At 61.0% G+C, this 19633-nt stretch carries 18 protein-coding genes; 8 read left to right on the top strand and 10 right to left on the bottom strand.

The window, feature by feature from the left end; genetic code table 11:
• Positions 1-20 precede the first annotated feature (20 nt).
• The 7 genes from PH562_RS00090 to PH562_RS00060 form a co-directional block, all read right to left on the bottom strand.
• Positions 21-1442, bottom strand: a complete 1422-nt coding sequence (locus PH562_RS00090) for an FAD/NAD(P)-binding protein (RefSeq protein WP_285170731.1) — start codon at positions 1440-1442, stop codon at positions 21-23.
• 3 nt (positions 1443-1445) lie between these two features.
• On the bottom strand, positions 1446-2681 hold the full coding sequence (locus PH562_RS00085) for an acyl-CoA dehydrogenase family protein (protein ID WP_285170730.1): 1236 nt from the start codon (positions 2679-2681) through the stop codon (positions 1446-1448).
• A 61-nt stretch (positions 2682-2742) separates the two neighbouring features.
• Positions 2743-3801 carry an aldo/keto reductase gene (locus tag PH562_RS00080; RefSeq protein ID WP_285170729.1) on the bottom strand — a complete coding sequence of 353 codons (1059 nt, stop codon included), beginning with the start codon at positions 3799-3801 and terminating at the stop codon, positions 2743-2745.
• A gap of 14 nt (positions 3802-3815) precedes the next feature.
• Complete coding sequence (locus PH562_RS00075; RefSeq protein ID WP_285170728.1) at positions 3816-4751, bottom strand: ABC transporter ATP-binding protein; 936 nt, start codon at positions 4749-4751, stop codon at positions 3816-3818.
• On the bottom strand, positions 4729-5724 hold the full coding sequence (locus tag PH562_RS00070; RefSeq protein WP_285170727.1) for an ABC transporter ATP-binding protein: 996 nt from the start codon (positions 5722-5724) through the stop codon (positions 4729-4731). Before PH562_RS00070 ends, PH562_RS00075 begins: the two co-directional genes overlap by 23 nt.
• Complete coding sequence (locus PH562_RS00065; protein WP_350223763.1) at positions 5721-6725, bottom strand: ABC transporter permease; 1005 nt, start codon at positions 6723-6725, stop codon at positions 5721-5723. The genes PH562_RS00070 and PH562_RS00065 overlap by 4 nt, the downstream gene beginning before the upstream one ends.
• The gene (locus tag PH562_RS00060) at positions 6722-7711 is read right to left on the bottom strand and encodes an ABC transporter permease (RefSeq protein ID WP_285170726.1); all 990 of its coding nucleotides are present in this window, start codon (positions 7709-7711) and stop codon (positions 6722-6724) included. Before PH562_RS00060 ends, PH562_RS00065 begins: the two co-directional genes overlap by 4 nt.
• A 288-nt stretch (positions 7712-7999) precedes the next feature.
• Between PH562_RS00060 and PH562_RS00055 the strand changes: the two genes are divergently transcribed.
• Genes PH562_RS00055 through PH562_RS00040 form a run of 4 tightly spaced genes read left to right on the top strand, consistent with a single transcriptional unit; the run spans position 8000 to position 13019 of the window.
• Positions 8000-9604, top strand: a complete 1605-nt coding sequence (locus PH562_RS00055) for an ABC transporter substrate-binding protein (protein WP_285170725.1) — start codon at positions 8000-8002, stop codon at positions 9602-9604.
• 22 nt (positions 9605-9626) lie between these two features.
• Positions 9627-10805 (top strand): LLM class flavin-dependent oxidoreductase, encoded by a 1179-nt coding sequence (locus tag PH562_RS00050; RefSeq protein ID WP_285170724.1) that lies wholly within the window; start codon positions 9627-9629, stop codon positions 10803-10805.
• Positions 10806-10816: 11 nt separating this feature from the next.
• Positions 10817-11854, top strand: a complete 1038-nt coding sequence (locus PH562_RS00045) for an ABC transporter substrate-binding protein (protein WP_285170723.1) — start codon at positions 10817-10819, stop codon at positions 11852-11854.
• Positions 11855-11870: 16 nt separating this feature from the next.
• The gene (locus PH562_RS00040; RefSeq protein ID WP_285170722.1) at positions 11871-13019 is read left to right on the top strand and encodes an acyl-CoA dehydrogenase family protein; all 1149 of its coding nucleotides are present in this window, start codon (positions 11871-11873) and stop codon (positions 13017-13019) included.
• Between the two features lie 41 nt (positions 13020-13060).
• Here PH562_RS00040 and PH562_RS00035 read toward each other — a convergent pair whose 3' ends face one another.
• Both PH562_RS00035 and PH562_RS00030 read right to left on the bottom strand, forming a co-directional pair.
• Positions 13061-14662 (bottom strand): ABC transporter substrate-binding protein, encoded by a 1602-nt coding sequence (locus PH562_RS00035; RefSeq protein WP_285170720.1) that lies wholly within the window; start codon positions 14660-14662, stop codon positions 13061-13063.
• A 323-nt stretch (positions 14663-14985) separates the two neighbouring features.
• On the bottom strand, positions 14986-15564 hold the full coding sequence (locus PH562_RS00030) for a TetR/AcrR family transcriptional regulator (protein WP_285170718.1): 579 nt from the start codon (positions 15562-15564) through the stop codon (positions 14986-14988).
• A 139-nt stretch (positions 15565-15703) separates the two neighbouring features.
• On the opposite strand from PH562_RS00030, the gene PH562_RS00025 reads away from it, so the two are divergent.
• The 4 genes from PH562_RS00025 (at position 15704) to PH562_RS00010 (ending at position 18529) form a co-directional block, all read left to right on the top strand.
• Positions 15704-16438 (top strand): SDR family NAD(P)-dependent oxidoreductase, encoded by a 735-nt coding sequence (locus PH562_RS00025; RefSeq protein ID WP_285170717.1) that lies wholly within the window; start codon positions 15704-15706, stop codon positions 16436-16438.
• 64 nt (positions 16439-16502) lie between these two features.
• Complete coding sequence (locus PH562_RS00020) at positions 16503-17270, top strand: SDR family NAD(P)-dependent oxidoreductase (RefSeq protein ID WP_285170715.1); 768 nt, start codon at positions 16503-16505, stop codon at positions 17268-17270.
• On the top strand, positions 17260-17898 hold the full coding sequence (locus PH562_RS00015) for an NADPH-dependent F420 reductase (RefSeq protein WP_374822382.1): 639 nt from the start codon (positions 17260-17262) through the stop codon (positions 17896-17898). Before PH562_RS00020 ends, PH562_RS00015 begins: the two co-directional genes overlap by 11 nt.
• Before the next feature lie 10 nt (positions 17899-17908).
• Positions 17909-18529, top strand: coding sequence for an NADPH-dependent F420 reductase (locus tag PH562_RS00010; RefSeq protein WP_285170712.1), 621 nt, complete (start codon positions 17909-17911; stop codon positions 18527-18529).
• 308 nt (positions 18530-18837) lie between these two features.
• Here the strand turns inward: PH562_RS00010 and PH562_RS00005 are convergent, their stop codons facing one another.
• Positions 18838-19548 (bottom strand): amidohydrolase family protein, encoded by a 711-nt coding sequence (locus tag PH562_RS00005; RefSeq protein ID WP_285170711.1) that lies wholly within the window; start codon positions 19546-19548, stop codon positions 18838-18840.
• Between the last annotated feature and the right edge of the window lie 85 nt (positions 19549-19633).

Raw genomic sequence — 19633 nt, 5'->3', positions numbered from 1 at the left:
CCCCCCTCTTTTATGCCGGTTTATGAGGCGGCAAGGGCAAGCGGTGTCAGTTTGCCGAGAATCCGATCGGCGAGCGCAATCGCTTGCACCCGCTGTTCCGAGATCGAGCTTGACTCCCAGGCAACACCACGCAGCGGATGACCGATGGCGCTGATGTTGCGATGAACGCGCCCCTCTTCCGAAATGACATCGCCTTGCTCCGTGGCATCGATGCCGAAGCCGGTGCTGTGCGGGCGAACCTCTCCGCTTTCGATGAGGCTCCTGACGAAGGGATCGGAAATGCGTCGCCAGTCATGCAGCTGGTGGCCACGGCAGTCGATGACGCCGCCGAAAGAATGGGACTCGGTACCCGAGCGCGTTTTCAATGTCGCCGCGATCGAACGGCCGGCCGGCTTCATAGAAAGCAATCGCGCGTGCCGGTGCCGGAGCCGGTCTTCGGCAATCGCCTTGGAGACGGCACGATAGCTGTCAGGTACGGCGCGATGCGCCGTAACATCCCAGAATGCCCGCAGGTGACGGGCAAACCGTAATCTCTCGGCATCGTCAGCCTTTTGCCACAACGGCAAAATGTAAGGACGGATGGCGAGCGGCAACGCCTGCCAATCCTTGGCCTCGGCCGCCAGTGCGCGACGTTCGGCCTTGACGATCGAGAGTAAGGACCGCGCGGTGGTCGGCAGCGGTCTCTCCGCGAGGAAATCACGCTCCAGTGCGGCATTGCGCCGATCCTCTATGAACTGGCCACGCCTGGATATGACCTGATAGTGGCCCTGGAAGCCTCGCGCTTCCATGCTCGCGACCGCATCGACCATCGACAGGCTCGAGCCGATGAGCAAGATCTCGTCTGCTTCCACCAGGCGGTCGAGGGCTGCGGCATCCCACGGAGATGCCGCAAAACCGGGATGACGGGTGACGGATGCTTCCTGTCGCGCGAGATCGGGCTGGAAGACGCCGAGGGCCAGAACCACCTCGTCCGCTTCGATAGTCTCGCCTTCACTTGTCGTGATCTCCACCCTGTGCGGAGCGGACGTCAGGCTGCTCGCTGCAGCCCTGACATGCCGGACTGTCGATCCGGAACGCGCTGTCGATATCGCCCGGCGCAGCTCATCGCGGACATAGGTTCCATAAAGGTAGCGCGGCGGAAAACTGCTTGCGATATCGGCAGGCGGCGTCCAGCCGTAACGCGACGCGTTCTCCGCCAGCCAATGAACCAGATGGTCGGGCTCTTCCGGATGAAGCGAAAAGGTGCCGGCGGGGCCATTGACGAGATGCACGACCTCGGTCGTGCTATAGGCGACGCCACGCCCAAGCTCCTCGCGGGGTTCCAATATCGTGATCGAAAGCGGCACCTCCGTCTTGTCGAGCAGCTTGATCGCCGTTAATGCGCCGGCAAAGCCGCCGCCGACGATGACGACGGAATGATGGGAATGCAGGTCTATGTGCATGGCTCAGAAGACCTTGCCTTCTTCCAGATGCGTCGTGGTGCCGTTGATGTAATAGTCACCCACAACCCGGGCCTTGTGCAGAAGAGGATTGTGGTTGAGCACCGTGCGGATGTTGCGCCAGTGGCGATCGAGGTTGAGATGCCGCGATGTCGCCGAACCGCCGCCGAGCTCGAAGACATTGGTCGCGGCAGCCAGTGCGAGCTGCGATGCGACGATCTGGGTGCGCGCCGTCGTCAGCGCGCTTTCGACCAAAGCCGTCTCCAAGATCTGCGGATCATCGCCCGCAAAAGCGGCAGCCGTCCGATCGAGCGCGCGGGCGCTCTCGCGGATCAGCGTATCGACGGCAAAAGAGTTTGCCGCGATCTCACCCAATATTTTCTGGACGAAAGGATCGGCATTGGCCGTCTCGGCGGCACTGTGAGCCGCCGAGCGCGCCTGTCTGCGTACATATTCGGTGCCTTCTGCCAGTGCGCCGCGGACCGCACCCGCCATCGATGCGGCGAGATGAAGCTGGCGCAGTGTGGACGTGTGCCTGCCGATCAGCGTGTTCAGCCCGCGCCTCGAAATCTCGTGCGGCAGCACTTCCACGTCGTCGAGCAGCACGCCGCCGCTTGCCGTCAGACGCTGACCCATGCCGTCCCAATCGTCGAGGATGCTGATCCCCTTACGGTCGACCGGCAAAAGCACGCTGACGAGCTGGTCTTCATCATCCTTGGCGCTGAAGGAGGCGAAATCGGCGAATGCCGTGCCGGTCGCATACCATTTGCGCCCGTTGAGCCTGTAACTCTCGCCTGTCTTCGTGAGCCGCGTCGTGACCTCGCCAGGGCGTTTCGTTCCCTGTTCCGTGTGGGCGCCGCCGAAAAGCCTGCCGCCAAGGACGCGAGCAAGCTGCGTGCGATCGAGCGAACTGTTCGGATTGAGCAGCAGCGCTTCCGTGAAATTGAAATGGCTGCGGAGCGCGTGGGCAACATTGGAATCGGCCGCACCGAGCGTCATCACCATCTCGATATAATCGAGCACCGATCCACCCGGGCCGCCAAGCGCCGTCGGTATGCGCAACGCGCCAAGGCCGGCCTCCTTGAACAGCTTGAAAGCCTCATGGGGCAGCTCGCGTTCGAGGTCTCGACGCGCAGCGCCTTTTGCGATCTCCGCGGCAAGATCGGGTATTCTTGCAAGCAACGTCGCCCGATTGGTTTCAACGGGTACGGAGGGCACGGCTGATGAAGCTGCTATGGGCATGAAGAGGCTCTTTGCGCTGGAAGGGAAAGGCCCCGCTCAAGCAGGGCCTTGGGCTTGATGATCAGGCCACGGCGCGAGCAAGCGGCACGACATTTCCGGCATCGCCGGCAACACTTACCGGAACCCGGCCTTCGACAGGATGGCTCGGATCATTGAAGCCCGGCGTGGACGGATGCCCTGTCGTGACCAGGCGATCGACCAGGGCCTCGTCCTCGGCGGTCAGCTTGACATCGAGGGCTCTCACATAGCCATCCCAGTGCTCTTCGGTGCGCGGGCCGGTGATCGCCGAGGTGATCAGCTTGTTGTTCAGCACCCAGGCGATGGCGAATTCGGTCGGGGTCACCTTCTTGGCGGCGGCATGCGCAGCGATTTCCTGGGCGATGGCGATCGATTCCGGACGCCATTCGGTCTCAAGGATGCGCTTGTCGCCACGGCCGGCGCGGCTATCGGCAGCCGGCTCCTTGCCCGGCTCATACTTGCCGGTCAACACGCCGCGCGCCAGCGGCGAATAGGAGACGACGCCGAGACCATAATGATGAGCGGCCGGAAGCTGCTCGGCCTCGGCCGTGCGGTTGACGATATTGTAGAGCGGCTGGCTTGCGACCGGGCGATCGATGCCGAGCTGGTCGGCAAGATGCGAAATTTCCGCGATGCGCCAGCCGCGGAAGTTCGAGACGCCGAAATAGCGCAGCTTGCCGGCGCGGATGAGATCGGCAATCGCACGCACTGGCTCCTCCAGCGGCGCGTCGAAGACGGCACGATGGAAATAGAGGATGTCGATATAGTCGGTGTTGAGGCGGCGCAGCGAATTTTCGACCGTCTCGATCACCCATTTACGGGAATGGCCGCCGAGATTGGGACCCTTCTTGTGCGAGTTGACGAACTTCGTCGCAAGCACCCAATGATCGCGGCTTGCCTTGATGCCGCGACCGACCACCTCTTCCGACTTGCCATCATGATAGACATCGGCGGTGTCGATGAAATTGACGCCCTGATCGCGAGCCTTGTCGATGATGCGGAAGGCGACGTCGTCGGGCGTCGGGCCGCCGAACATCATCGTCCCAAGGGTGAGAGGCGATACCTTTAGCGCGCTGCGCCCGAGATAACGATAATCGACCATGTCATTTCTCCATTTCATTGTGCGTGATGGCAGGCGACGGTGTGGCCGCTGCCCATTTGCCGATAGACCGGATCATCGCTCCGGCAGATGTCTGTTGCGAGCGGGCAGCGCGTATGAAAACGACAGCCGGACGGCGGGTTGTGCGGGCTCGGCAGATCGCCGGAGATCGGTGCCGCCTGCTTGCGCCGCGACGGATCGGGCACGGCGGCAAGCAGCGCTCGCGTATAGGGATGCTTGGCATCGCTCCAGAGCCTTGCCGTCGGCGCGCTTTCGACGATGCGCCCGAGATACATGACCAGCACGCGATCGGCGAAATAGCGCACGACCGACAGGTCGTGGGAGATAAAGAGATAGGAGAGCGAAAGCTCCGTCTTCATCTCGACGAGAAGATTGAGGATCTGTGCCTGGATCGACAGATCGAGCGCGGATACGGGCTCGTCGCAGATGACAAGCTCAGGCTGCAGGATCAAAGCCCGGGCAATCCCGATGCGCTGGCGCTGGCCGCCGGAGAACTCGTGCGGATAGCGGTCGAGTGAATCCGAGGGCAGGCCGACATGGGCAATCATCGAAGCGGCAATGGCGTCACGGCTCTTGCGATCACCGATGCCATGGACGGCGAGCGGCGCCGTCAGGATCGCGCGGATCGTCTGGCGCGGGTTGAGCGATGCGAACGGGTCCTGGAAGATCATCTGAATATGCCGGCGGATCGCCTGCAATTCCTTGCCCGACATCGCAGCGACATCGCGCCCCTTGAAGGTGACCCGGCCGGAGGTGGGATCGACGAGGCGCATCAGGGATTTGCCAAGCGTCGACTTGCCGCAGCCGGATTCACCGACCAGCGCTACGGTCTCGCCCTCGAGGATCTCGAGCGATACGTCATCCACGGCCCGCACCGTTCCGACCGCAGCCGGATAATGCGTGGAAAGCCTATCGACCGACAGAAACGACATGGGCTCTCTCCACAAGGACTGGAACATAGGGGCAGGCCACTTCGCGGCTGGCCGAAACTGCGACAAGTGCCGGCACGGACTGCCCGCAGGCCGCTCGCGCCACCGGACAGCGCGGTCGAAACGAACAGCCCTGTTCGCCGGTTGCCGAAACGATCGAGCCGCGAATTTCAGTCAACGGACCATCGCGATAGTGATAGTCGGCCTTCAATCGCGGCGAAGCCGCAAGCAGCCCCTGCGTATAGGGGTGATACGGCGTTTCGAACAAGGCACCGGGCAGGCCCTGCTCGACCTTTCGCCCCGCATACATCACGACGACACGGTCAGCCCATTGCGCGACGATGCCAAGGTCGTGCGTGATGAGGATGACCGCCATGTTGAGCTGGCTGCGCAGGCGATCGAGCAATTGCAGCACCTGTGCCTGGATCGTGACATCGAGCGCCGTGGTCGCCTCATCGGCGATCAGAAGCCGCGGATTGCAGGCAACCGCAATGGCGATCATGACGCGCTGACGCATGCCGCCTGAAAGCTGGTGCGGATAGTCGTCGATACGTTTGGCCGCCTCTGGAATGCTGACGAGATCCAGCAGATCGATCGCGCGCTGGCGCGCCTGCTTACCACTCAGTTTTTCATGAATGCGCAGGACTTCGACGATCTGGTTGCCGATCGTCAGTACGGGATTGAGAGACGTCATCGGCTCCTGAAAAATCATGGCGATGTCGTGCCCGCGAATGCTCCGCATCTCCCGTTCGCGCAATTTCAGGAGGTCGCGGCCGTCGAACAGGATTTCGCCCGCCGTCTTCGCATGCCGAGGCAGGAGCCCCATCAGGCCAAGCGCGGTCAGCGACTTGCCCGAGCCCGACTCGCCGACAACAGCCAGCATCTCGCCGGCTGCGGCAGTGAAACTCACGCCCTTAACCGGCTGGGCGCTACCGAAGCCGACCGAAAAATCGCGGACGTCGAGAAGTCCCGTCATCGACGCTCCTCCGAAAAACGCGGGTTAAGGGCATCGTTCAGGCCATCGCCAATGAGATTTAGCGAGAGCACCGTGAAGACGATGGCAAGACCCGGCAGGGCGGTGAGATACCAGGCGGTGCGGATGACATCGCGCCCCGCGCCGATCATCGAACCCCAGGAGACGCGATTGGGATCGCCAAGCCCCATGAAGGACAGCGCCGATTCCATCAGGATCGCGCTCGCCACCATGACGGACGATGTGACGATTAGCGGCGGCAAAGCATTCGGAAGGATTTCCCGAAAAATGATGCGGGCGTGGCCGAAGCCGAGGCTGCGGGCAGCGAGAACATAGTCTTTCTCCTTTATGCCGCGAAACTCGGCGCGTGTCAGACGCGCAACCGTCGGCCAGCTGACGAGTGCAATCGCAACCGTCACCGTCGTCGTGGTCGGCTGTGCGATCGCCACCAGCACGACAAGCAGGACGAAACTCGGCATGGTCTGGAAGATCTCGATGAGCTTGACGAGGAGGTCATCGACCATGCCGCCGAAATAGCCGGCAAGCGCGCCGACCGTCACGCCGGCGCCAAGGCCGAGCAGGGTCGCGGCAATGCCGACGGTCAGCGAGATCTGGGCACCATGAAGAATGCCAGCCAGCACATCACGTCCCATGGAATCCGTTCCCAACGGATAGGCGGGATTTTGCCCCGGCCAAAGGAAGGGTCGCGCCACCATCTCCAGGGGATCGCCAGGATAGAGGATCGGCGCAAGCAGGGCCGCAAACACGATGGCAGCCAGAACGGCAATGCCGAAGAGCGCGTTGGGGTTGGAAAGAAAGATCCTGAGCTCACGCTGACGCCCCTGCCAGCGCGGGGCCGAAACAGCCGTCGTGCGGGCATCGGGCGCATGGATGTGGGTCCAACGGCGTTCGGGAACGGGTGTGACCCTTGCCGCCGTTTCGGGCTCCTCGGCACTGAAATCGCGCGCCGTGTCCGCATAGATCTTGAGTTCTTGCGCTTTCATCGGTTTGCTCCGATCCGCGGGTCGAGCCATGCTTGCAGAAGATCCACAGCAGCGTTGGCAATGATGACGAGAAGTGACGAGAGCAACAGGATGCCAAGCAAAACGCTGAAGTCGCGGGCCATGACGGCCTCGAAAGCCAACCGTCCGAGGCCGGGCCAGCTATAGACTGTCTCGACGACGACGGCGCCGCCGAGCATACCGCCGAAGTGCATCCCAGCCATGGTCGTGATCGGGATCAGCGCGTTGCGCAACACATGCCGTGTCGTCAGCTTGAACGGAGAAACGCCCTTTGCCCGCGCCGTGCGCACGAAATCCTGCGACTTGACCTCAAGCATGGCGGCGCGCGTCAATCTTGCATAGATCGCGAGGTAGAAGAGAGCAAGCGATATGGCCGGCAGCACCATGTAGCGCGCCCGGTCGAGTAACGCCGGCAGGCCGGTGAGCCGCGAACCGATGGTGCTGTCGCCGCCGCTCGGCAGCCAGCCGAGCTTGACGGAAAACAGCAGGATCAACATCAGCCCGATCCAGAAACCCGGGATCGAATAGAAGAGGAGCGACACGATCGAGATCAACCGATCCGGCAGCCGCCCGGCAAATGTTGCCATCAGCGACCCGAGGATCAGGCCGATCGCAATCGCGGCGGCGAGCGCGGCCACCATCAGGGTCAGGGTACCCGGCAATCGCTGGCCGATTAGGTCGGCGACAGGCATGCCGTAGCGCGGCGAAAAGCCGAGACTGAAATGCGCGAGATTGTACAAATAATTCGCAAGCTGCACGAGGATCGGATTGTCCAGGCCGAAGCGCTCGCGCAGCGCCGCCATCGTCTCGACCGTTGCCGAACCGGCTTCGGCTGCCATGACATCGGCCGCATCTCCAGGCGCCAGCTTGAGCAGGAAGAAATTCAGGATGACGATGCCAAGCATCGTCGGCACTGCCTGCACGGCCGTCCGGCGTAGCGTTCGTCCTATCCGCATGTAAGCCGACATCGAAACTCCTCGGCAGCGCCACCGAAATTTCAAGCGCTGCATCGCAATAGTAGTTGACTAAATCTGTAGGTTTTGTCAAATCGATATCGGTAGATATTTCTGAAATTTCTCAAATCGACAAGATAAATTAGAATATATTTGCTATTACGTGCAATTTTTGCATAAATTTTCCCAAGAAGTGAGCGCAAGGCAACAAAGCAACCTACGAGAACCGCTTCCTTAGAGAACATAAAACCAGCAACCGTTCAGGCTCGGCAACGCCACCTTAGACAGACGAGGCAACTTCAGATGACCAGGCTTTCTATAATTACACGTCGGAGTTTCCTGCTCTCGTCGGCAGCGCTCGGTGCAATCGCCGTGGCGGGAACAACCGTCCATGCGGCTCCATCGCGTGGCGGCACCGCGACGCTTCTGCTTTCGGCCGAACCGCCGGTCCTGACGACGATCGCCCATACGGCCTTCAACTCGGTCTATGTTTCGCCGAAGGTGACAGAGGGGCTGCTGACCTATGATTTCGATCTCAATCCGCAGCCGCTCCTCGCCAAACAATGGGCCGTCAGCGATGACGGGCTACGCTACACCTTCAAGCTGCGCGAGGGCGTCAAATGGCACGACGGCAAGCCTTTTACCGCCGATGACGTCGTCTTCTCGATCAAGACGCTCAAAGATGTCCACCCGCGCGGGCGCAACACCTTCCTGAACCTCGTCGAGATCGAAACACCCGATCCTCTAACCGCGATCCTGGTCCTCTCCAAGCCCGCCCCCTATCTGATTACCGCGCTCGCCGCATCGGAATCGCCAATCGTTCCCCGCCATCTCTATGAAGGTACGAAGGTCGCCGAAAATCCCGTCAATCTGGCGCCGGTCGGCACAGGCCCCTTCAAGTTCAAGGAGTGGGTGCGGGGCAGCCATATCGTTTATGAGCGCAATCCCGATTATTGGGACCAGCCCCGTCCCTACCTCGACCAACTGATCGTCCGCTTCATTCCCGACGCTGCCGCCCGCTCGATCGCGATCGAGACCGGCGAGATCGATCTAGCGCCATCGACCCCCATTCCGCTCAGCGATCTCGACCGCCTCAAGAGCGTGGCGAGCCTCGCCTTCGATACACGGGGCTATCAATATGCGAACGGCGTCAGCCGTATCGAATTCAACCTGGAAAGGCCGGTTTTCAAGGATATTCGCGTCCGACAGGCCTTCGCGCATGTCATCGACCGCAAGGTGATCCGCAACACCATCAATTATGGCTATGGCGAAGCGATCCCCGGCCCGATCAATCCCAACCTGACGAAATGGTATGTCGCCGATCTCAAGACCTATCCGATCGACCTTGCCGCGGCGGAAAAGTTGCTCGACGAGGCCGGTTATCCACGCGGATCGGACGGCGTGCGGTTTCGTCTCAATCTCGATTATGTGCCAAGCGGCGAACCCTACAGCCGCGGCTCGGAGTATATCCGCCAGGCGCTCGCCAAGGTCGGCGTCGAGGTGACGGTGCGTGCCCAGGATTTCGCCACCTACACCAAGCGCATCTACACCGATCGCGATTTCGATTTCGCCTATGAAGGAATGAGCAATCTTTTTGATCCCACGGTCGGTGTGCAGCGGCTTTATTGGAGCAAGAACTTCAAGCCAGGCGTGCCCTTCTCCAATGGCTCCGCCTATAGCAACCCCAAGGTCGACGCCCTTCTCGAGGCCGCCGCCATCGAAGTCGATCCCCAGAAGCGGGTCGAGCAATGGCGCGAGATCCAGACGATCCTCGTCGAGGATCTGCCAGCTCTCGACATCGTCAGCCAGCCGGAACTGACCATCTACAACAAGCGTATTGCCGATCACACGCTCGGCGGCGAGGGCATCGCCGGCAGCCTTGCCTACGCCTACATCGCAACCGCCTGAAGACCGAAAGCAAGGGAACGCCATGTCCATCCAGCACCGTCCCGGCTCCATCGTGGGCCTGCCAAAATTCGCCGCGCCGACCGATTTTCCCGATAGCCCGCTATCGCAGGCTCTGAAGCAGCCGGTTCTGCTCGGCCTTTTTCTGCCGATCCAGGCTGGAGGCTGGACGCAATCGACCCTGGAGCGCTCGACCGACTGGCGCTTCGACTATAACAAGGCGCTGACGCTGCGCGCGGAGGAACTGGGTTTCGATCTGGTGTTCGCGCTGTCGCAATGGCTTCCCAAGGGCGGCTATGGCGGCGTCTTCGACGGCCACGCACTCGACAGTTTCGTTTCGACCGCAGCACTTGCAGGCCTCACCAAGAAGATCATGCTCATCTCGACGATGCATGTTCTCTACGGCCCCTGGCATCCTCTGCACCTTGCCAAGTTCGGCGCCACGCTCGATCACATCACCGGCGGCCGCTGGGGCATCAATGTCGTCACCGGCCATAGGGCCGTCGAGCACGAAATGTTCGGCTGGCAACGCATCGAGCATGACAGGCGCTATGAGCTGGCCGCAGAATTTCTCGAGGTCGTGCAGCGGCTGTGGAGCGACGACGAGAACTACTCCTTCGAAGGCGAAAGCAGCTGGAAGCTCGGCGGCGGCTACGTGACACCGAAACCGAATTTCGGCCGGCCGATCCTCGTCAATGCCACCGGATCCGATGCAGGCATAGCCTTTGCCGGCCGCTACTCCGATATCGTCTTCATTACCAGCCCGACCGGCGCGGACATCGACAGCGCCCTCGCCTCCCTGCCGGCTCATAGCAAGAGGGTGAAGGATGCCGCCGCCGATGTCGGACGCAGCGTGCGCACCCTGCTCAATCCGATGGTCATTTGCCGTCCGACCGAGAAGGAGGCATGGGAACTCGCCGATCGGATCGTCGCCCATGCCGACCAGCGTTCCCGTAAGGGCTTCCAGTCGCTGGATTCCGATGCCCATGCCTGGAAGGGCCGCGACGCACAGGATCCCTATCGCTTCATCGGCGGCAATATTCGCGTCATCGGCTCGCCGGAACAGGTGGTCGACCAGTTCGTCAAGCTGAAGGCGGCCGGTATCGACGGCTTGCAGCTCAGCTTCTTCGATTTCCGCGACGATCTGGAATTCTTCGGCGAGGAAGTCCTGCCGCTGATGAAACAGGCCGGCCTGCGCCACTGATAGGAACGATCATGACCAGCAATGCCATTTCCGAAATCTGGTACACGCGCTGCCCCGTCCCGACGCCTGTGGGACTGGCCGCACAGCTCGGCTATCTCGAAGACGGCTTTCGCAGCGAAGGCGTCACCTTGAAATCCATCATCGACTCTCCTGACAGGAATATCCGCCAGAGCCATTTCAACCACACGCTCGACTGGTCCTTCCGCCATGGCGGCAATGTGCCGCCCATTCGCGCCCGCTCCGAAGGCCGCCGCACACGCCTTGTCGGCATTACATGGACGGACGAGTTTCAGGCAATCATCACGCTGCCGGAAACCGGCATCAAGACGACCAGGGATCTCAAGGGTCGCCGTTTCGGCATTGCCCGCCGCCCGGAGGGGATCGTCGACTTCATGCGCGCCACGGCGCTCAAGGGGCTGATCTCAGCGCTCTCGCTCGAGGGCCTGTCCAAAGACGATGTCGAGATTGTCGAGATCGCGCTCGCCGATTCCGTGCTCGCGAGCCAGGAAGGCCCATCCCTTTTCGGCCTCAAGCGCAGGCAGGCCTATGGCGAGGAGATCGCAGCGCTGTTGCGCCGCGAGGTGGACGCGATCTATGTCAAGGGAACCGCCGGGATCAACGTCGCCAATCTCATCGGCGCGGTGCAGGTTGCCGAATTCGGCTTCCATCCGGACCCAAAGATCCGCATCAATTCGGGCTCGCCGCGGGTGCTGACGGTCGACGAACTGCTGGCGGAAGAACGGCCCGATCTCGTGCGCAAGCTGATCGAAGCGATCTTCAAGGCAAGCGCCTGGGCGGAAGCTCATCCGGAAGAAACCCGCCGCTTCGTGGCGCGTGAATCCGGAGCGACCGAAGAACAGGTCCTTGCCGCCAACGGTCCGGATATCCATCGCCATCTTGGCCTGGGACTGGAGCCGGATCTGGTTGACGCCGTCGAGCACTACAAGAACTTCCTGCGTGACTTCGGTTTCCTGGCCGGCGATTTCGACATTGGCGAATGGGTGGACCGTCGCCATCTCGACGGCTTTGCCGAACGCGCCGTCGCCTGAACCACGTTGTAACGAGATGACAGAGACCATTGATGATTTGATCGTCAAGGCGAAAAACCTTGCCGAGGATTTTTCCCGGACCGCCGCGCATCACGATGCAACGGGTGCCTTCCCTTTCGAGAATTTCGACCGGCTTTTCGAGGCCGGCCTGCTCGGCCTCGTCAGCGACCGAGACCATGGCGGTCACGGCGGGGGCCTGACATCGGCACAGGCTGTCATCAGCGAGATCGCCCGTGGTGAACCCTCGACCGCGCTGGTGCTTGCCATGCACTACACCTCGCATTTTACCATCCGCCGCCTTGGCAAATGGCCCCGGCATCTGGCCGAGCGCGTGCTTCTGGCAAACAAAAAGGGTGTGGCGCTGATCAACAATGCGCAGGCCGAACCGCGCATCGGTTCGCCCGCCCATGGTGCCCTGCCGGAAACCATTGCGCGCCGCGACGGCGATCGCTGGCGCATCTCAGGCCATAAGAGCTACGTCACCGGCATTCCCGTGCTGAAATGGGTGTCGCTTCTTGCCGTCACGGACGAGGAGGAACCGCGCCTTGCCTCGTTTCTGGTGCCGACCGATGCCGCCGGCTTTCGGATCGAGAAGAGCTGGAATGCGGCCGGCATGCATGCCACGGCGAGCGACGACATCATTCTCGAGGACGTATCGATCCCGATTGACGATATCATCGAGTCACAGCCCGCGACGGAACCGATCCGCCGCAACGAACACGCCGCCGCCTTCTTCTTTGGCCTGCTCGGTGCGGTCTATCACGGCGTCGCCAGCGCTGCCCGCGACCGCGTTCTCGCCTTCGCCAGGAGCCACACGCCCGCGAGCCTTGGTACTCCGATCGCGACGGTACCGCGCATCCAGGATGGCTTGGGCGAGATAGAGGTTCGACTTGCAACGAACGCCCGGCTACTGCGCTCGCTTGGAGAAGATGTCGATGCCGGAAGACCGATCGGCATGGACGGCATGCATGTTCGCCATGTCGTCATCGACAACGCCGTCGCGGTCACCAGTCTTGCGCTCGAGCTCGCCGGCAATCCGGGCCTCAATCGCGATTTCCAGCTGGAGCGCCATCATCGCGATGCGATCACCGCCCGCTCGCATGCGCCGCAAAGCCATATGATCCGCACGATTGCGGCAAGGAACGCATTGAGCCGGCTTGGATAAGCCGGCTCCTTAATCGGCAAAGAATAGCCTATCCAACCCGTTCAGGCATTCGGGCTCAGCCATATCTGGCCGAAACTGTTGTTGATACCCTGCGCACCGGGTGCGAAATTCTTCACCCGCTTGTTGGCAACGATCTGCGCGCCTGCCGCCACCAGATCGACGGAGACGACATCATCATGAATGATGTGCTGGAACTTGTACCAGAGCTGCCGGCGCTTGCCCTCGTCCGGCTCGACCGCGGCGGCTTCAAGAACCGCATCGACCTCCGGATTGGAATAATGGCTGGCATTGGAGAACACCAGGCCGATCTTGAAGTTCTTCGACCAATAGGCGCGCTGCACGCCAAGCGTCGGATCAAACGTGTTGGACAGGGATTCGATGACCAGATCCCAGGCGCGATCCGTGTAGACCGTCTTCAGGAAGGTGGCGAGATCGAGCTTCAGGATTTCGGCGTCGATGCCGACCGCAGCAAGCGACTGCTTGATGAAGTCGGCATAGGACGGCTGGAGGAATGAATTATAGGCAAGCCGCAGTTTAAAGCGCGTGCCATTGGCGCCGCGCGGATAGCCGGCATCGTCGAGCAGCTTGTTGGCAAGCTTGGGATCATGTTCTCTCGCCTTGATGCTCGGATCATACCATTTCGGTAAGGCTGTGCTGATCGGGCTCGGAGAAACCTGCGCATAGCCGAACAGAGCGATGTCCACGAGCTTCTGCAGGTCGATCGCATGGGCGATCGCAAGCCGCACATCCTTCTTCTTGAGAATTTCGTTCTCATAATTGAAGAACAGCTGCTGCTGTGGCCCGGAATAGGCATAAGTCGTGGTATCGACGACCAGGTTGGCATTGGCCTTCAACCGCTCGATATCCGAAAGCGGCACCGGGTTCGCGCCAATGTCGATCTCTCCCGTCTCAAGTGCTGCGGCCCTTGCTGCCGGATCGAGGATGACGCGCAGAACGACCCGGTCGAGATAGGGTTTCGGCGCGTCCCAATAATTCGGATTACGGTCGAAGATCAGATGGCTTCCAGGCACCCATTCCTTGAGGATGAAGGGACCGGTGCCGATGGTCTGGGCAAGGGTCGGCTGCTCTGTCGGCTTGAAGGTCTCGTAGACATGCTTCGGCACGATCGGCGATTCCGAACTGCCGAGTGCGGAGAGCAGATAAGGAGCCGGCTTGGACAGAACGATGACAGCAGTAAGCGGATCGGGCGTTTCGACCGATGTGACGTTCTGAAACGTAATGCGCCCGCGCGGATGCGCTTCCTTGAGGCGAAAGATGGTGAACTTGACATCCTCGGAGGTAAAGTCCTTGCCGTCATGCCATTTGACATCCTTGCGAAGCGCAAATGTGTAGCGAAGGCCATCACCACTGACGGACCATGATGTCGCCAGAAGCGGCTTTGGATTGAGATCATAGTCGAAATCGAGCAGCCCCTCGTTGATCTTCGGCCCGATCGCCTGCCCCGTACCGGAAGAGGTATTGATCGCAATCAGCGCCGTCGGATCGGGATAATAGGCCCAATTCAGGGTTCCGCCGCTCACCGGCGTTTCCGCCGCACTTGCCCATGACGGGACGCCTCCCAAGGCAAGACCTGCGCCTCCAAGGAGCAGCAATTGGTTGAAGTGGCGGCGATTGATCGACATTTGCTCGCTCCGAAAATTGGCGTTACCGGGCACCAGTCCCGTCGCGGAAATGATCGTGTCGAAACCCGAAGATCCAAAGGCAGTTTTTCTAGCGCGACGCGAAAGCAATCCTTCCCGCAAGTATTATCGGGCCTTCGCCGTATGAAGCGGTGCAGACGTCCACTCCCCTTCCGATCACTAGAAATTATGCGGGTTGGCGGCCGCATTCATGGCATTTGGGCAGCTGCTTCAGGCTTTCGCAACCAAGAGACAGCTTTGCGCGGACAGCGGCGTAGTCCGCTTCGTTGCCTAGAACAATTCCAGGAAAAATGCGCAGACCTTGTTCAAACTGTTGCCTTCTTGACGGCGTTGCGAGGCCAATCTGTCAGAAGGGCGCTCGTCACGAGGTGAACGAGATGATCCGCGCGCGGCGCGAATGAAGGTTGATCGACCGCCCAGCCGAGAGCCGTTATCAGGGCGAACAGGTCGTCCCCATTCATATCGGCGCGCGCTGTTCCCTCGGCCTGGGCGCGCAGCAGTAGTCGCGCCCCTGCCGAGTGCACCGCTGCGCACGAAGCATAAAGAGCGGAGTCGGGGTTCGTGTGAGCGGCCGCCATCATGGCGACAACGCCCCTAGAGCTTTGGGTGAATTCCACCAATTCTCGAAACCAGGAGAGAAGTGCTTCGTCGGCCGAAGTCGACCGTTCGAGTTCGGCTGCCCTCCGCGTCAGTGCGTCCAGATGAGTACACAGCAGCGCCTCGAACAACGCCTCCCGCGTCGGGAAATGACGAAGCAGCGTGGCTAGCCCAACTCCGGCCCGGCGGGCAATGTCACGCATCGACGCGTCCACACCATGCTCGGCGACAACGTCACGCGCGACGGTGAGAATTTGGCTGCGATTTTTTTCTGCGTCGGCTCGCATGGATTACCTTGTTAAATGGATCAGTGATCCATATATGTGGATCGGCGATCCGTTTATGAAGCGGATCAGTGATCCACTAGATAGCGTCTGTGGGCGCAAATGACAACAGGCGCTGTCCGACAGGACAGAAGGAGAAGTCATGGGAAAGCTTGAGGGTAAGATTGCAGTCATTACGGGTGGCGCGACCGGCATCGGCCTCGCCGCGGCAAAGCGGTTCATCGAAGAAGGCGCCTTCGTGTTCATTTTCGGCCGCCGGCGGGAAGCGCTCGACGCCGCCGTGGCCGATCTCGGGCCGAATGCCCGCGCGGTGAAAGGCTCGGTTTCCGACGAAGCGGATCTGGATCGGCTCTATGCGGCGGTAAAGGCGGAGCGCGGAACCCTCGACATCGTCTTCGCCAATGCCGGGGCGGGCAGCCCGCTTCCGCTCGGCAAGATCACTGCCGAACACATTGACGAGACTTTCGACACCAACGTGAAAGGCACGATCTTCACGGTCCAGAAGGCGCTACCGCTGATGAGCCAGGGCGGTTCGATCATCCTGACCGGATCGAGCGCCGGCACCACGGGCGCCCCGGCATTCAGTGCCTACAGCGCCAGCAAGGCAGCGGTGCGCAATCTCGCGCGGACCTGGGCCGAGGACCTGAAGGGCACCGGCATCCGCGTAAACGTGCTGTCGCCCGGGGCGACGGCGACCGACCTTGCGAAAGAGGCGCTTGGCGAGGAAGGCCAGAAGGCCTTTGCCGTGATGACACCGCTCCAGCGCATGGCCGATCCGGCGGAGATCGGAGCGGTAGCTGCGTTTCTTGCCTCACCGGACAGCAGCTTCATGACCGCCAGCGAAGTCGCCGTCGACGGCGGCCTTGCGCAACTCTGACGCGCCAAGCCCCGCCGGTCACCTCAGTAATCCCATTACGCACACATCCACGGAAGGAAATGATATGCCACAACCCCTTGAAGGAAAAACCGCTCTCGTTACCGGGGCATCGCGGGGCATTGGCCGCGCCATCGCCGAACGTCTTGCAAAGGATGGTGCGACGGTCGCGCTAACCTACAACGCCTCCAAATCTGGCGCGGACGAGGTGGTGGCGGCCATCGAGAATGCTGGAGGCACTGCATTCACGATCCACGCGGACCTCGTTGACCCGGCGACCGTGCCGACCTTATTCGAGAGACTCGACGACGAGTTCACCAAGCGGAAGGGAAGCAAAGCTCTCGACATTCTGGTCAACAACGCCGGCAACTCCGGCTGGGTTGGCTTCAAGGACGCGACGCCGGACAGTTGGGACACCCTGATCGCGGTCTATGCCCGCGCGCCCTTCTTCATCGTTCAGGCGGCTCTGGATCGTCTCGCCGATGGCGGATGCATCATCAACATCTCTTCCGCCGCCGCCACGAAGCCCGTGACGGCCGCGCCCGTCTACTCGATGGCCAAAGCGGCGATCAACAACCTCACCCATGCGCTGGCGGCCGAACTCGGGCCGCGCGGAATTACCGCGAACGCCGTCGCGCCCGGCTACACGCGAACGGACGTGAACGCAGCCATCCGGGAAAACCCCGAACTCGTCAAGACGGTCGAAGCTGAAATCGCATTGGGACGCTTTGGCGAGCCTTCGGAAATTGCTGCCGTCGTGGCGTTCCTGGCTTCCGATGACGGCCATTGGGTGACGGGCCAGACGATTGAAGCAAGCGGCGGCTATAAACTCTGACCGCTCCGAACATTCGAAGGAGAATATCATGAGCTATGCAATTATCGGCTTCGGCAAGATCGGCCACGCTATTGCCAGGGCGTTCGCCCGCAAGGGCATGGAAGTATCCGTTGCAGCCACACGCGACCCGGCAAGCTTTGCATCCGAAGCTGCGGCAATCGGACCGGAAATCATCCCCACAACCCTGGCGGACGCCGTCAAGGCAGACGTCATCTTTTTGGCTGTCCGCTTCGAGCAGCATCCGGATGTCGCGAAGGCATTGCCCACGTGGCATGGGAAGACGATCGTCGATGTGACCAATGCCTACGGCGTGCCCCCTGAGAAACTGGGAGGGCAGCCGTCGTCCAAATTCGTCGCGCAGGCCTTTTCTGGTGGAAGACTGGTCAAGGGTTTCAATCATCTGGCTGCCGCCGTCCTTGACCAAGATCCGGCTGTACATGGTGGCAGGAGAGTGGTGTTCCTGGCAAGCGACGACGACGGCGCGATAGCGGAGATTGCTGCGCTTGCCGAACAACTCGGCTTCTCGCCGATCAATCTTGGCGGCCTTTCGGAAGGTGGACTGCTCGTTCAGGCGCGCGGCAATAGCTGGGGTCAACTGATCTTTAAGGACTTGGTCAAGTTCGATTGAGGAATCGTACATGAGCACTATCAGCATCATCGGATCCGGCGGCATGGCCGCGGCAATCGGCGGCCTTGCCGCCAGGGCCGCACATACCGTCGAGGTGGTCAGCCGAGATCTCGCCAAGGCGCCGGCGCTCGCCAAGCAGATTGGAGCCGGAGGAGCGACAGGGACTTATGGCGTGGCCCCGGCCGGGGACATCGTCATCCTGGCCGTGCCTTACACCAGCGCCGCAGCGGTAGTCGCCGATTACGGGGACTCGCTTGACGGCAAGGTGATTAGCGACATCACCAACCCCGTTGCCTCCGATCTTTCGGGCCTCGTCACCCCGCACGGCAGTTCTGGTGCGCAGGAGATCGCCAAGGGCCTGCCTGCCGGCGCGCCTATCGTGAAGGCGTTCAACACCATCTTCGGTCACGTGCTGGCCAAGGGTGGGCACCTCGACGCATTCATCGCGGCCGACGACGCGAAGGCGAAGGCGCGCGTCTCCATCTTCCTCGAAAGTCTCGGGCTGCGTCCGTTTGACATTGGCGGTTTGCACATGGCCCAGACGCTGGAAGCGCTCGGCCTGATGATGATCGGCCTGGCCAGAAACGGCGCTGGCACCTGGGACTTCGCCATGAACGTCGATCTTGGCTGAACCATCGACGGCGCGGCCGGAGATTGGGAGCCCGCGTTTGACGCCGAGGCGGCATTCGCATTGATTGAGACGTCGCTCCTCGCGACGGAAGAGCCGCAAATCCTGGGTTCTTGATGAGATTGGAACCAACGACCCATTTATTATAAATTCCTGTGTGACAGCATGGCGAGCGAAGCCCAGGCCTTATCCGGCTGGAATAACCGGGGCCGCCGCTGCCTCAGTAGCTAGATCAGAAGCTCTGCCGGTAACTTTTGCTCCAGCTCAGTATGGCTTGGCTAGGTACTTGCATCGATACGAACGCCTCCATATTACCGCTCGCCACAAATACCTGGATGCGATGGTGGCCGAACCTCGACACGCCTTGCGGTTAGGTTCTCCCAGTTTCGATAAGCGAACTTCGCTTTGCTGGGATCGTCTAGGTCCAGGCCGTCTATGAAACGGCGTGCGTCGCCTCCTGGACGGTATTGGTACGGGTAGTCGGTCGAGAATAGGATTCGATCAATCCCGACAGTATCGATGGCCTGTTGCAAGTAGGACGGGCTGAACATTCCGCTGGCGGTGAGATAGAGATTGTTTCGAACATACTCGATGAACGGCCGCTGGAGCTCGGACACCCGGTCAAGCATGACGAGCCGTTCAAGATAGAAAAGCACCAGCTCGCCCCAATGGCCCAGGATCACCTGAAGGGTTGGATAGCGGTCGAAAACCCCTCCCAGGATCAGGCGCACGAACTGGACACCCGCCTCGAAATGCCATCCAAGCGCGAAAGAGGACAGAGCGAGATCGACGGGAGCACCGAAGCCCGTATAATAGGAGTTGCGCACGCTCGTCTGCGGAATTTGCGGGTGGATCATGAGCGGGATATTGAGCTCCGCCGCACAGGCAAAAGTCGGCTCGAAGATCGGATGATCCAGATTTTTGTTGCCGACCCGTCCGAAAAGAACGGCACCCTTGCAGCCAAGATCGTTGATGGATCGTTGTAACTCCAACGCCGCCGCGTCAGCCTTAGAGCGTTTCATGTTTTGTTTGAAGCGTATCCTGCATTGACAAGATAATTGGTGCACTCGTCTGGACTGATTGTCTGGACGAGTGAGCCGAGATATC

This window comes from Rhizobium centroccidentale, assembly GCF_030182565.1.
GTDB lineage: Bacteria > Pseudomonadota > Alphaproteobacteria > Rhizobiales > Rhizobiaceae > Rhizobium.
The sequence above is the reverse complement of the archived record's forward strand: the minus strand, read 5'-3'. Positions and strand labels throughout refer to the sequence as shown.

What these genes read in the sequence shown, in the direction of transcription:
- PH562_RS00090 (WP_285170731.1), bottom strand. Translation starts at nt 1,442, where the DNA reads ATGCACATAGACCTGCATTCCCATCATTCCGTCGTCATCGTCGGCGGC.
- PH562_RS00030 (WP_285170718.1), bottom strand. Translation starts at nt 15,564, where the DNA reads ATGCGAGCCGACGCAGAAAAAAATCGCAGCCAAATTCTCACCGTCGCG.
- PH562_RS00065 (WP_350223763.1), bottom strand. Translation starts at nt 6,725, where the DNA reads ATGAAAGCGCAAGAACTCAAGATCTATGCGGACACGGCGCGCGATTTC.
- PH562_RS00050 (WP_285170724.1), top strand. Translation starts at nt 9,627, where the DNA reads ATGTCCATCCAGCACCGTCCCGGCTCCATCGTGGGCCTGCCAAAATTC.
- PH562_RS00010 (WP_285170712.1), top strand. Translation starts at nt 17,909, where the DNA reads ATGAGCACTATCAGCATCATCGGATCCGGCGGCATGGCCGCGGCAATC.
- PH562_RS00060 (WP_285170726.1), bottom strand. Translation starts at nt 7,711, where the DNA reads ATGTCGGCTTACATGCGGATAGGACGAACGCTACGCCGGACGGCCGTG.
- PH562_RS00040 (WP_285170722.1), top strand. Translation starts at nt 11,871, where the DNA reads ATGACAGAGACCATTGATGATTTGATCGTCAAGGCGAAAAACCTTGCC.
- PH562_RS00025 (WP_285170717.1), top strand. Translation starts at nt 15,704, where the DNA reads ATGGGAAAGCTTGAGGGTAAGATTGCAGTCATTACGGGTGGCGCGACC.
- PH562_RS00080 (WP_285170729.1), bottom strand. Translation starts at nt 3,801, where the DNA reads ATGGTCGATTATCGTTATCTCGGGCGCAGCGCGCTAAAGGTATCGCCT.
- PH562_RS00045 (WP_285170723.1), top strand. Translation starts at nt 10,817, where the DNA reads ATGACCAGCAATGCCATTTCCGAAATCTGGTACACGCGCTGCCCCGTC.
- PH562_RS00070 (WP_285170727.1), bottom strand. Translation starts at nt 5,724, where the DNA reads ATGACGGGACTTCTCGACGTCCGCGATTTTTCGGTCGGCTTCGGTAGC.
- PH562_RS00035 (WP_285170720.1), bottom strand. Translation starts at nt 14,662, where the DNA reads ATGTCGATCAATCGCCGCCACTTCAACCAATTGCTGCTCCTTGGAGGC.
- PH562_RS00085 (WP_285170730.1), bottom strand. Translation starts at nt 2,681, where the DNA reads ATGCCCATAGCAGCTTCATCAGCCGTGCCCTCCGTACCCGTTGAAACC.
- PH562_RS00075 (WP_285170728.1), bottom strand. Translation starts at nt 4,751, where the DNA reads ATGTCGTTTCTGTCGGTCGATAGGCTTTCCACGCATTATCCGGCTGCG.
- PH562_RS00055 (WP_285170725.1), top strand. Translation starts at nt 8,000, where the DNA reads ATGACCAGGCTTTCTATAATTACACGTCGGAGTTTCCTGCTCTCGTCG.
- PH562_RS00020 (WP_285170715.1), top strand. Translation starts at nt 16,503, where the DNA reads ATGCCACAACCCCTTGAAGGAAAAACCGCTCTCGTTACCGGGGCATCG.
- PH562_RS00005 (WP_285170711.1), bottom strand. Translation starts at nt 19,548, where the DNA reads ATGAAACGCTCTAAGGCTGACGCGGCGGCGTTGGAGTTACAACGATCC.